We start from the raw sequence: 13,131 nt of genomic DNA, 5'->3' as shown, positions 1-13,131 counted from the left end.
TATATGCTAGCATTGCTATATAAGACTTTGAACATAAATGCGTGGCATAGCGACAAATGATCCACGGCATGAGCGCCAGCGGTACAGCGGCACCTGCGTTGGTATTTGAAAGGAGTTCAGCGTTGGGAAACCGCAAAAAACGCCAAACGCGATGGTAACCCTAAAACACAATCCCGATCCTTACAAAAATCCATGATGCATCGAAATCAATATTTCCTGTACTACGCATACGCATATAGTTAAAATATCAATAAATATTAGTACTCTGCGTATGAGCCAAGCATGCATGTGCACAACAAGATGCCCGAAAAGATAAATAGCGTAACATAATTTAAAAAAGCGATTGCTAAGTCTGAATCGTAAGAGTGACAAGGAATAAAAACAACACGCCAAGATACTGTTCGTACAGGCGTAGAAGACATTATCGCGCTGGAGAATGAGTTAGTGGTTATGCAATATTTGTTTAAAAATTATTGGCAAGACCAAGATGCTTACACAAAATGCGCCATACTGATATCGTTAAGTTTTGTTGTGTTCGCATATCTACCGACACTTCAATTCGATTATGTCACGCAAGACCAATGGAGAGCATTCCGTTACTCCGGAGAGGTACAGACCCCGCTTAGCCGATGCAAAGCTTGCTATTCAACAATATCGAGCTACTATACGCAAACGGGACGGCCTTTTGTCTGGTTAACAGAATGCCTAGAACACACTTACGTTTCAACAATTTCAGATTTTAAAGTCCTAAGACCAATCTCGCTTGCGGCTGTTCTTGTAACAATCCTATATTTAGCAATGACATTCCAAAGCTACAACATGAATGTCCAGATTGCGTCGATTGCAGGCGCTGTATTCGTCATGACTCCTGGATATTCTTTCATGTACTTTCAAGGTTTGACTGCTTTTATGGTATTGCTCTCAATCCTTCTCTCGACGGCTTCGTACAGACATTATGTCAAATGGATCACACTCAACAGGCAGAAACATTATCATATATTAGCATCATCCGCATTTTTTATTGTAGCCAACATGATATATCCATCATATTCATTTATCATCTTACCACTTTTGATATTTAGCTTTTCTACTGATAATGATTCTACGATAATCACAAGAATACAAAAACTTGCAGTTGGGTTGCTATTTTTCTTCATATTGTCATGCCTTTATTATGGTATTGTAAGATTCATCATTTACATCATGACAATGTTTAAAGGCACGCTGCAAAGCCTTGGTCTTTATGATGTTGATATTCAATTGACGCCTGAAGTCATTTTTCGCAGAACCAAGCAAGTCGCATTATATTGCTTTGCAATGCCTCCCCTCAATTTCGCAACAGGAAAAGGGTGGACTGTTGTCATTCTTGCCGCATTCAGCATAACTTCCGGAATCTTCTGTTCAAGCCAAGACGCAATAAAGAAAAGGATATTTCGCATTTTAATGGATGCAGCGATCGTATTCGCTGTTAGCTTCTGCGTTATATTGGCATCAATTTCACCTTGGATTTTCAGCAATATGGACAGCCTAAGGACACGTCATCTTATACCTGTCTACTTATTTCTAAGCTTTGCAATTGTCTGGGTAAGCGCAAAAATCGCAGAAACACTTTTCAAGCATTCCTCTTTTCAGTCACACTTACTCGTCTTATTCGTTATTTTGCTGCCAATATCTGTTGTGCAAAACAAGAATTCATTTCTAGAGGTCGTTACAACTCGTTCAGAAATAGAGAGTCTTAGAATAAAACTGAAAGAGTGGGCTCAGGACAAGCAATGGCTTACAAACAGGTATATTCTGGTTATTCAGCCAAGCACATGCAGACCAACAGGGGTCGCCGGTGAGATTTGCGATAAATATGGCAACGACAATGCCATTTTTGCTTCTTCAAAAAATACGGTCTCAATCCCTTGGATGATCAACGCAGTGATACGAGAACACATAGATAAACGTGAATTCAATCAAATTGATTGCGGTTCCAATACCAATCTGTGTGTCAGCACAATGCTTAAAAATCCGCATAATGTCATTATCGGATATTCTGATGGTGCAAAGCCATTAACATGTCCGGTTCAACCGTATTTGATAAACCTGTCTGCATTGACAGACAATCCAGTTACTCCAGTTATCAATGTCGTTGAGCCTCCAGCCATATCCGTTACATCAATATTAAAGGATTTCAATGGAGACGGCTTATTGGCATCAACAGAACCGGGATGGCATTCACAAGAGAAACAATCATACCCGCAAGCGGTGACGATTGATTTCAAAAAGAACAAGCACATTGAACGCGTCGATTTTCTGCCACAAGACAGATTTTTGGAGCGCATGCCGAAGCATGTCAAGATAGAGACCAGCGCAGACGGCATAAAATGGACAAATTCCGGGAACTACAGCAATATCTGTGCGTCTGACAGTGTCGATGGCTGGCACGAGGAAAAGCTGCCGAACGCTGTTGATGCAAGAGTCCTTCGAGTTGTAATATATTCCAACTGCGGCGATCAAAATCTCCTCACACTTCGCGGGATACGAATCTGGCCTTCTACCAGTGTCGAGTAATGCAGCACTTGTCTTACACCGTATTACCAATCAACAAATTGCTTTAAAAAAACAGCGACCATCGCGGCGCACATGGCACGGATTCACAGAGGCAGGGACACACAGCCTTAAAGCTCGACATCTCGCCAACATCGCCCTAAACTGTTCACAAGTTGAGATCGAGTTGCATCTCACAGTACTCACAGGCAAAGGACCAACCGCATGGCCATTGTGCTTCTGCTCCGCCACGGAGAAATCGCCCAGGAAAGCCCGCGCAGGTTCGTGGGGCAAAGGGATCTGCCCCTGACGCAGCCGGGCCTTGAGCAGGCTCTGCGCTGGCAAGACGTGCTGACCCGAACGCCTCTTGCCGGCGCCTGGTGCTCCAGCCTTGGCCGCTGCCGCAAAACGGCCCGCTTGATTCTCGAACCCCGGGGGCTTGCCGCAACGCCCGTTGACGCCCTGCGCGAAATCAGCCTCGGCGCGTGGGAAGGTTTGAGCGTGGAGGAAGTGCGCCAGCGCTTCCCTGGTGATTACGAGCGCAGGGGCGCAGATTTGGCCGGCACAGCGCCGACAGGTGGCGAAAGCTTCGTCACGGCACAGCAACGAGCCTGGGCAGCTCTGGAGGCGATACTCTCCCAAGCGGAAGGAACAATGCTCGTGGTGGCCCACGCGGGCATCAATCGCGCGCTCATCTGCCGCATGCTCGGCATCCCGCTGGCAAGGCTCTTCAGCCTCGGGCAGGACTATGCCGCCATGAACATCCTCGAATTCACGCAGGGCAAGGAGCCTGTGCTACGGGCTTTGAACCTGCCTCCGCAAGCAGCCGCAGCCCACCCCGCGCTGCCGTGCGCGTAGGGCGCTTCCACGCCGGTTGTCTTGACCAACAAAACGACGCTTGCGCATACCCTTGACAACGAACGTGCCCCATTGCGCTCCCCCTGCTCCACCAGCCACATTACCCGCTGATTTTACTATGCTACTTGCTCAATAACTCTTTGATGGATCGCCCGGCGGCTTATCGCTAAGGGTTCCTATGTTATTCATAACATAGCAACTCGTTGAAATAAATTTGACCTATATTTTAAAATAAGCCAAAGATGGTATTCATAGTCGACAGATTGCGGAGCAGCTTGCGGCCGGGTTCGTCGATGGCAAGCGACAAAGGAGGATTCATGAACATTTCGCGTCGAGGGTTCATTAAACTTCTTGGGGCGGGCACAGCCTGCTTCGGGTTATCCAAGCTGGGTTTGGACGTTAAGCCCGCCTTGGCATACTCGACCAGCCTCAAGACCGCCGGGGCCAAAGAGGTCGTCTCCATCTGCCCCTACTGCTCCTGCGGTTGCAACATCATCATGTTCGTCAAGGACGGCAAGTTCATCAGCTCCGAGGGCGACCCCGACTACCCGGTGAGCGAGGGCTCCCTGTGCGCCAAGGGTGCGGCCTTCCGCGCGCTGCACATCAACGAGCACCGCATCGTGAAGCCGTTGTACCGCGCTCCCGGCGCGACCGAATGGGTCGAGAAGGACTGGGACTTCATGCTCGGCACCATTGCCCGCCGCATGAAGGACACCCGCGACCGTGACTTCAAGGCCAAGAACGACAAAGGCCAGGCCGTCAACCGGCTCGACACGGTGTTCCACCTCGGCAGCGCCCTCATGGACAACGAGGAATGCGCCGTCACGGTCCAAATGCTCAGAAGCATGGGGGTCTACCAGATAGACCATCAGGCAAGGGTCTGACACAGCCCCACTGTTCCGGCTCTGGCAGAGTCGTTCGGACGCGGCGCGATGACCCAGCATTGGATTGACATCAAGAACTCTAACGCGATTCTCATCATGGGCAGCAACGCTGCCGAGCATCACCCCATCTCCTTCAAGTGGGTGCTGCGCGCAAAGGACCAGGGGGCGAAGGTCATCCACGTCGACCCCAAGTTCTCGCGCACTTCCGCGCGCAGCGACTATCACGTGCCCCTGCGCAGCGGCACGGACATCGCCTTCTTGGGCGGCATGCTCCGCTACATTCTGGAAAAAAACCTGTTCCAGAAGGAATACGTCACCGAATACACCAACGCGAGCTTCATCCTTGGACCGGACTACAGCTTCAAGGACGGCCTATTCAGCGGCTTCGACGCGGAAAAGCACGTGTACGACCGCAAGAAGTGGGACTTCGCCCGCGATGAAAACGGCGTTTCCAAGCGGGACAAGACCCTGCAGGATCCCCGTTGCGTGTTCCAGCTTTTGAAGAAACACTACGACCGCTATACCATCGACCTGGTGAGCCAGGTGACGGGCGTGAGCAAAAAGAACCTGCTCATGGTCTATGACACCTTCGGCGCCACGGGCAAGCCGGACAAGGCCGGCACCATGATGTACGCCCTGGGCTGGACCCAGCACACGGTTGGCGTGCAGAACATCCGCCTCGCCTGCATGATCCAGCTGCTTTTGGGCAACATCGGCGTGGCGGGCGGCGGCATCAACGCCCTGCGCGGCGAGCCCAACGTCCAGGGCAGCACCGACCACGCGGTGCTCTGGGACATTCTGCCCGGCTACCTGCCCGCGCCCCTGGCCACCCAGCCCACCCTGGCCGAGTACAACAAGTCCATCGCGCCGAAAACGGCCGATCCCATGAGCATCAACTGGAAGGCCAACCAGCCCAAATACGCCGTCAGCCTCTTCAAGGGCTGGTTCGGCGAGGCGGCCACCAAGGACAACGACTTCGGCTACGGCTGGACGCCCAAGGTTGAGCCCGGCGAGCAGTACGCCAGCATGTTCATGTTCGACCGCATCTACAAGGGTCAGATAAAGGGCGGCTTCATCTTAGGCCACAACCCGGCCCAGAGCATGCCGAACAGCCACAAGATCAGAAAGAGCCTGCAGAACCTCGACTGGCTCGTCATGGGCGAAGTGCACCTGACCGAGACCACGGACTTCTGGCGCGGCCCCGGCGTCGATCCCAAGAAGGTCAAGACGGAGATGTTCCTGCTGCCCTGCTGCCACCGCGGCGAAAAGGACGGCACCACGTCCAACTCCGGCCGTTGGCAGATGTGGCACTACAAGGGCATCGAACCCATGGGCCAGAGCAAGAGCATGGGCGCCATCGAAGTGGATATCTTCCAGGCCGTGCGCGATCTGTATAAGAAGGAGGGCGGCGTCTTCACCGAGCCCATCCTGAACCTTGACCTGGACCGCGCCTACGACGCCGAGAAGACCGCCATGAAGGTCAACGGCTGGTTCACCCGCGACTGCGAAGTGAACGGCAAGAAGTTCAAAAAGGGCGATCAGGTGCCCAGCTTCGCCTTCCTGACCGACGACGGCAGCACCAACAGCCTGTGCTGGATCTACACCGGCAGCTTCCCGGAAGTGGGCAAGAACCTGAGCAAGCGGCGCGACCACACCCAGACGGCGATGCAGGCCAAGCTCGGGCTGTACCCGAACTTCTCCTTCGCCTGGCCGGTCAACCGCCGCATCATCTACAACCGCGCCAGCGTCGACCCCAGCGGCAAGCCCTTCAACCCGAATCTGCCCGTCGTTTTGTGGGACGGCACGAACTGGGTGGGCGATGTTGTGGACGGCGGCGGACCTCCCATGGCGCAAAAGGGCGGCAAGTACCCGTTCATCATGCACACGGAGGGTCTGGGCCAGCTCTTCGGCCCCGGCCGCGTGGACGGGCCCTTCCCCGAGCACTACGAACCGGCCGAGACCCCGCTGGCCAAGAACCCGTTCTCCAAGCAGATGAGCAACCCGGCCATCCGCTGGATAACCAGCGACATGGACGTGCTGGCGAAACACGCCGACCCGCGCTTCCCCATCGTCCTCACCACCTACAGCCTCACCGAGCACTGGTGCGGCGGGTCGGACTCGCGCAACACCAAGGTGCTGCTTGAGGCCGAACCCCAGCTCTATGTGGAAATGAGCCATGAGCTGGCCAAGGCCAAGGGCATCAAAAACGGCGATGTGGTCGAGGTGGAAAGCATCCGCGGCAAGGTGCAGGCGGTGGCCATGGTCACTGTGCGCATCGTGCCCTTCAAGGTCATGGGCAAAACCGTGCACCTCATCGGCATGCCCTTCGCCTTCGGGTGGACGACACCCGGCGTGGGCGATTCCACCAACCGGCTCACTCCCACCGTAGGCGACCCCAACACCTACATTCCGGAGTACAAGGCGTCGTTGGTGAACATCCGCAAGGCCGTCAAGGTCACGGAGCTTGAGAGATAACCGCCGGCCCGGCGGAGGCCCTCGGCACAAGGGGGCTTCCGCCGGGCGGGCGCACAAGGGAGATGCGCCATGCCCAAAGCGTTTCTGATAGACACATCGCGCTGCACAGCCTGCCGAGGCTGCCAGATCGCCTGCAAGGAGTGGAAAGACTTTCCAGCCGTGCATACGAAGCAGACCGGCACGCACCAGAACCCGCCCGATCTTGGGCCGTACAACTTCAAGCTGATCCGGTTCAAGGAATATAAGATGAAGGACCGCGTGGAGTGGCTGTTCTTTCCGGAACAGTGCCGCCACTGCGCCGAACCCGGCTGCAAGGCCGGCGCGGACGCCATTCTCGAAGGCGCCATCATCAAGGACGAGGCCACCGGTGCCGTGCTGTACACGGACCTGACCAAGAAGTTCACGCCCCAGCAGGCCGAGGACGTGCGCACCATGTGCCCGTACAACATTCCCCGCTGGGACCCGAAGGCCGGCGGACTGACCAAGTGCAACATGTGCATCGACCGCGTGCAGGCGGGCATGGTCCCGGCCTGCGTCAAGACCTGCTGCACCGGCTGCATGAACTTCGGCGAGCGCGAGGCCATGCTCAAGCTTGGGGCGGAACGCCTGGCAAAGGTCCAGAAGACCTACCCCAAGGCCCAGTTGCTCGACGCCGAGGAGGTCAGCGTGATCTTCCTGGTCACCGAGGACCGCAAGCTGTATCATGAATTCGCCGAGGCGAGCCCCAAGGCGCCCGGAATGAACCGCCAGGAGTTCCTGGCCAAGCTGGCCAAGCCCCTCAGACCGCTGCTCGGCTAGCTGCAAACGCAGACGCAACACGGGCCGTGTTGCCGAAAGGCAAGACGGCCCGTGCCCTATTTCGACAGCACAGGAGGTTTCATGCGCAAGACCTTGCAGGACCAGGAGCGGCTGTGCGGCGTGGATGCGGCCCTTGCGGAGATCAACGCCCGTCGCCCGGCCATGGCCGACATCACCACAGCCTTCGCCACTCTGCTGCGCGCCCGCCAGGCGGTCAGCGCCGCCCTGCCGGAAACGTCCATCATCGGCGGCACGGTTTCCTCCAGCGCCCTGGCCCAAGGTCTGCCCCTGCTTGCGCGGCTCTTCGACACGCTGGCAAAGCCGCAGTCAGAACTGCTGACACGCTTCCTCTCGGCTTCGCGCATCATGCTGCCTGCCGCGGCCCAGGCGTTTCCTAGCCTCGCCAAGGACATGGCCAAGATCGCCGTGCTGCTGGACAAGCCGGGCAAAGAGGCGGACCAGGGCGCGGACCTCGCGGCTCAGCTGCTTGCGGCAATCGGACCGGATGCCGAGAACGCCGCACGCCCGCAGACCATCGAGGACATCGCCAAGCGCCTTGGGCTTTCGGCCCCGGCCCTGCACATGTGCGCCACGGAAACGTTCCTCGCCGTTCTCGGGCACGAGGCCGCCCTTCTGGAAGACATCGTCGACCAAGAGGCTTGGCGCCGCGGTTACTGCCCCGTGTGCGGAGGCGGGCCGGACGTGGGCATATTGAAGGAGGGCAAGGAGGACTCGGAATTTCTTATCGCCAAGGCGGGCCAGCTGTGGCTGCACTGCGGCCAATGCAGCGCCTTGTGGCGCTACCCGAGGATGCGCTGCGTGGGCTGCGGCTGCGAGGATCCGGACCGCACCGAACTGCTCATGGCCGAGGGCGACACGCGCGGCGAGATCGAACGCGCGCACCTGTGCCAGAACTGCCGCAGCTATGTGCTCACCGTGAACCTGGTGGACCGCGTGGACCGCGTGAACCTGGAGATGCTGCCCGCCAGTCTGCTGCACCTGGACATTCTGGCTCAAGAGCGCGGCTTCAGCCCCATCGCCCCCTCTCCCTGGAACACCTTGTCATAACGAAACAAGTTTCTCACCGGGTGCGGATTCCTTGACGAGCAATGGTCCGCACCCGGCGCAGCTCTTGACGCAGGCCCTTTGTTATGCCAAACAGGGCATAGCAAACACCAACCCAAGGGGCCCGTCATGACCGCCACAGCTCGCGCCACCGCAGAGACGACAAAACAGACCGCGTCCTCATCCACCTGCGTGCCCAGCCTTCCCTTTTGCGGCCTGGGAGATGTGCAGTGTTTGGCAACGCGCATTGCGGCCTGCAGCGGCATGGAGTTCGTCGAACTCTCACCGGCGGCCCAGCCGGTTGCAATGGGCAAGCCCAGCCGACCGTAGCGCCATTGCACCCAATCCATTGACGGCACTTGCGAGCTCGCAGTGTCTTTCTCATTGCTGCGCACATCTGTCGTGTGCGCGACATTTGCACTCCTCACACCGCCCCTCAGAGCCCCCTCCTCCCCCTCCAAGCGATTTAAACAAAAGCCACACCTCAATTTTTATCTCGTTATCCTCATTTTTATAACGCGCATAGTTTGACTTGCTGTGTCTGTTTTGACACAATCAGTGCTAGCAAAATGGTTCTGTTCACGCTCACAGTTTTCGTCACCCAGATGGACCGGCCGCTCCCTCGACCAGCGGCAAGAGGGCTTGATTATGGGCTGCACGACTCACATGCGCGAACTGTCGGTTCACGACGCCATCGGCACCGTGCTTTGTCACGACATCACCCAAATTATCCCGGGCCAATGCAAAAAGGCCTTGTTCCGCAAAGGGCACATCGTACAGCCCGAGGACGTGGAGAGCCTGCTCACCGTTGGCAAGGAGCATCTCTACGTTTTCGACCTGGCCGATGGCCTGGTGCATGAGGAAGACGCGGCCATGCGCGTTGCCCGGGCCGTGGCGGGAAAGGGCATAAGCCTGGGCAAGCCGGGCGAGGGCAAAGTCACCCTCACCGCCAGCCGCGACGGCCTGCTCAAGGTCGACCCCGTGCGCCTGCGCGAGCTGAACGGCATGGACGACCTCGTCATGGCGACTTTGCATTCGAACCAGCAGGTGCGCGCGGGGCAAAACGTGGCCGGCGTGCACATCACCCCACTCGTTGTCGAGGAAGCCAAGATCCGCCGGGCGGAGGACGCCTGCGCGGGCCGCCCGCTCATCGAGGTTCGGCCCTTCAAGGCCTTCAAGGTGGGCATGGTCACCACCGGCAGCGAGGTCTTCAAGGGCCGCATCAAAGACGGCTTCGGCCCCGTGGTTCGCCGCAAGTTCAGCCAGTTCGGCAGCGATGTCGTCAGCCAGCTTCTCGTCTCCGACGATGCGGAGATGACGGTCAAGGCCATTGAGGCTTTGCTGGCCTTCGGCGCGGACTTCCTCGTGGTCACCGGCGGCATGTCCGTCGACCCGGACGACCGCACGCCCGCGGCCATCCGCGACGCCGGGGCGGACATCGTCTGCTATGGCGCGCCGGTTCTGCCCGGAGCCATGTTCCTCCTCGGCTACATCGGCCAGGTGCCCATTCTGGGGCTGCCAGGCTGCGTCATGTACTACAAATCAAGCATCTTCGACCTGGTGGTGCCCCGGCTTCTGGCCGGAGACCGCCTCACACGCGCCGACATTGCGGCCCTGGGCCATGGCGGATACTGCTCCGCATGCACCGAGTGTCGATTCCCCATCTGCCCATTCGGCAAGGGGGCATAGACTGGCCCTTGGCGGGTCAGAACTGCCGCCCAAGCCATTATAGCGTCGATAAAACGCCAAAAGGCAAGGAGGATGGTCATGCTCAAGATGGTGCTCAACGTCAACGGGATACCCCGGCCCCTCGTGGTGGATCCTGAAGACACCCTGGCTGATGTGCTCCGCAACCAATTGATGCTCACGGGCGTCAAGGTCGGGTGCGGCCAGGGCCAGTGCGGCGCATGCAGCGTCATACTGGACGGCAAGGTGGTCCGCTCGTGCATTACCAAGATGAAGCGCGTGCCCGATGGCGCCTGCGTGACGACCATTGAAGGCATAGGCTCCAAGGATTCCCTGCACGCCATTCAGGTGGCGTGGATGGTCCACGGCGCGGCCCAGTGCGGCTTCTGCTCGCCGGGCTTCATCGTTTCGGCCAAGGCCCTGCTGGACGCCAACCAGAAGCCCACGCGCGAGGAAGTGCGCGACTGGTTCCAAAAGCACAGAAACGTCTGCCGCTGCACGGGCTACAAGCCCCTCACCGACGCCGTCATGGACGCCGCCAGGATTCTGCGCGGCGAGATCAAGGCCGAGGACCTGCTCTTCAAGCTCCCGCCCGACGGCCGCATTTGGGGCACCAGCTACCCGCGCCCCAGCGCCCTGGCCAAGGTCACCGGCACCTGGGACTTCGGCGCGGACATGGCCAACAAGATGCCCGCCAGCACCCTGCACTTGGCCCTTGTCCAGGCGCAGGTCTCCCACGCCAACCTGAAGGGCATCGACGCCACCGAGGCCCTCAAGATGCCGGGCGTGCACAGCGTGCTCACCCACAAGGACGTGAAGGGCAAGAACCGCATCAGCGGCCTCATCACCTTCCCCACCAACAAGGGCGACGGCTGGGACCGTCCCATCCTGGCGGATGAGAAGATCTTCCAGTTCGGCGACGCCATCGCCATCGTCTGCGCTGATTCTGAAAAGAACGCCCGCGCCGCCGCGGCCAAGGTGAAGGTGGACCTGGAAGAGCTGCCCGCCTACATGAGCGCGCCTGCGGCCATGGCCGAAGACGCCATCGAGATCCATCCGGGCACGCCCAACGTCTACTATGAGCAGAAGGTCGCCAAGGGCGAGGACACCGCGCCCATCTTCGCCCGCGCCGACGTGGTCACCGTGGAGGACGACTTCTACACCTCCCGCCAGCCGCATCTGCCCATCGAGCCGGACGTCGGCTTCGCCTACATGGACGAGGAAGGAAAGCTCATCATCCACTCCAAGTCCATCGGCCTGCACCTGCACCTGTACATGATCGCCCCGGGCCTGGGCGTTGAACCGGAAAAGCTGGTGCTGGTGCAGAACCCCACCGGCGGCACCTTCGGCTACAAGTTCAGCCCCACCATGGAAGCCCTTGTGGGCGTGGCCGCCCTGGCCACGGGACGCCCCGTGCATCTGCGCTACAACTACCAGCAGCAGCAGAACTACACCGGCAAGCGCTCGCCCTTCTGGACCACCCTCAAGTACGCGGCGGACAAGAGCGGCAAGCTGCTGGCCATGGAGAGCGACTGGTCCTGCGACCACGGCCCCTACTCCGAGTTCGGCGACCTGCTCACCCTGCGCGGCGCGCAGTTCGCGGGCGCCGGGTACGACATCCCGAGCATCCGCGGCGAAGGACGCACCGTGTGCACCAACCACGCCTGGGGTTCGGCCTTCCGCGGCTATGGCGCGCCGGAAATCGAGTTCCCGTCTGAAGTGCTCATGGACGAACTGGCCGAAAAGCTCGGCATGGATCCCTTAGAGCTGCGCTACAAGAACGTCTACCGCAAGGGTTCCACCACGCCCACCGGCCAGGACCCGGAGGTTTACAGCCTGCCGCACATGATCGATCTGCTGCGGCCCAAGTACGAGGCGGCCAAGAAGCGCGCCAAGGCGGAATCCACCGCCGCCACCAAGCGCGGCGTTGGCGTGGCTGTCGGCGTGTATGCCTCCGGCCTCGACGGCCCGGACTCCTCCGAGGCCGACGCCGAGCTGATGCCCGACGGCACCGTGACCATCTACAACTGCTGGGAAGACCACGGCCAGGGCGCGGACGCGGGCACCCTGGGCACTGCCCACGAGGCGCTCAGGCCCCTCAAGATCGCCCCGGACAGAATCCGTCTGGTCATGAACGACACCAGCCTGGCCCCCAACTCCGGCCCGGCCGGCGGCAGCCGTTCGCAGGTCGTTACCGGCCAGGCCACCAAGGTGGCTTGTGAGAACCTGCTGGCGGCCATGAAGAAGCCCGACGGCAGCTTCCGCACCTATCAGGAAATGGTCGACGCCAAGATCGAGACCAAGGTGCGCGGCAAGTGGACGGCCCCGTGCAAGGAATGCGATGCCAACGGCCAGGGCAATCCCTTCTGCTGCTACATGTACGGCGTGTACCTCATGGAGGTCGCGGTGGACGTGCCCACGGGCGCAACCACGGTCGAGCGCATCACCATCGTGGCCGACATCGGCATGGTGAACAACAAGCTCGTCACCGACGGCCAGATCTGGGGCGGCTTGGCCCAGGGCGTCGGCCTCGCCCTCTCCGAGGACTACGAGGATCTGAAGAAGCACTCCACCCTCGCTGGCGCAGGCGTGCCGTACATCAAGGACATTCCCGACGACATGGAGATCATCTATGTGGAGTCCCCGCGCCCGGACGGCCCCTTCGGCGCATCCGGCGTGGGCGAAATGCCCCTGGCGGCTCCCCATGCGGCGATCATCAACGCCATCTATGACGCTTGCGGCGTGCGCATCACGCACATTCCGGCCCTGCCGGAAAAGGTCCTTGCGGGCTTGAAGGCCAAGGGACATTAGCCTCAAAGCGGCACCGCAGAGA

General features: G+C 58.9%; 7 protein-coding genes. All 7 read left to right on the top strand.

Annotation, left to right across the window (positions count from 1 at the left end; translation table 11 throughout):
- Positions 1–819 precede the first annotated feature (819 nt).
- The gene (locus tag ACYQ4W_RS04825) at positions 820–2,556 is read left to right on the top strand and encodes a discoidin domain-containing protein (RefSeq protein ID WP_459853478.1); all 1,737 of its coding nucleotides are present in this window, start codon (positions 820–822) and stop codon (positions 2,554–2,556) included.
- A 201-nt stretch (positions 2,557–2,757) separates the two neighbouring features.
- Positions 2,758–3,390 (top strand): histidine phosphatase family protein, encoded by a 633-nt coding sequence (locus tag ACYQ4W_RS04820; protein ID WP_459853476.1) that lies wholly within the window; start codon positions 2,758–2,760, stop codon positions 3,388–3,390.
- A 317-nt stretch (positions 3,391–3,707) separates the two neighbouring features.
- Entirely contained in the window at positions 3,708–6,749 is a 3,042-nt protein-coding gene (fdnG, locus tag ACYQ4W_RS04815; protein ID WP_459853473.1) for a formate dehydrogenase-N subunit alpha, read from the top strand.
- A 69-nt stretch (positions 6,750–6,818) separates the two neighbouring features.
- Entirely contained in the window at positions 6,819–7,547 is a 729-nt protein-coding gene (locus ACYQ4W_RS04810; protein WP_459853470.1) for a 4Fe-4S dicluster domain-containing protein, read from the top strand.
- Between the two features lie 81 nt (positions 7,548–7,628).
- The gene (locus ACYQ4W_RS04805) at positions 7,629–8,615 is read left to right on the top strand and encodes a formate dehydrogenase accessory protein FdhE (protein ID WP_459853468.1); all 987 of its coding nucleotides are present in this window, start codon (positions 7,629–7,631) and stop codon (positions 8,613–8,615) included.
- A gap of 663 nt (positions 8,616–9,278) precedes the next feature.
- Positions 9,279–10,301, top strand: coding sequence for a molybdopterin-binding protein (locus tag ACYQ4W_RS04800; protein WP_459854463.1), 1,023 nt, complete (start codon positions 9,279–9,281; stop codon positions 10,299–10,301).
- Between the two features lie 78 nt (positions 10,302–10,379).
- A complete protein-coding gene (locus tag ACYQ4W_RS04795) occupies positions 10,380–13,109 on the top strand; it encodes a molybdopterin-dependent aldehyde oxidoreductase (protein WP_459853466.1) in 2,730 nt (909 codons plus the stop codon).
- Positions 13,110–13,131: the final 22 nt, after the last annotated feature.

The sequence above is a fragment of the Humidesulfovibrio idahonensis genome, assembly GCF_054657715.1.
The sequence above is the reverse complement of the archived record's forward strand: the minus strand, read 5'-3'. Positions and strand labels throughout refer to the sequence as shown.

What these genes read in the sequence shown, in the direction of transcription:
- ACYQ4W_RS04825 (WP_459853478.1), top strand. Translation starts at nt 820, where the DNA reads ATGAATGTCCAGATTGCGTCGATTGCAGGCGCTGTATTCGTCATGACT.
- ACYQ4W_RS04820 (WP_459853476.1), top strand. Translation starts at nt 2,758, where the DNA reads ATGGCCATTGTGCTTCTGCTCCGCCACGGAGAAATCGCCCAGGAAAGC.
- ACYQ4W_RS04810 (WP_459853470.1), top strand. Translation starts at nt 6,819, where the DNA reads ATGCCCAAAGCGTTTCTGATAGACACATCGCGCTGCACAGCCTGCCGA.
- ACYQ4W_RS04805 (WP_459853468.1), top strand. Translation starts at nt 7,629, where the DNA reads ATGCGCAAGACCTTGCAGGACCAGGAGCGGCTGTGCGGCGTGGATGCG.
- ACYQ4W_RS04800 (WP_459854463.1), top strand. Translation starts at nt 9,279, where the DNA reads ATGCGCGAACTGTCGGTTCACGACGCCATCGGCACCGTGCTTTGTCAC.
- ACYQ4W_RS04795 (WP_459853466.1), top strand. Translation starts at nt 10,380, where the DNA reads ATGCTCAAGATGGTGCTCAACGTCAACGGGATACCCCGGCCCCTCGTG.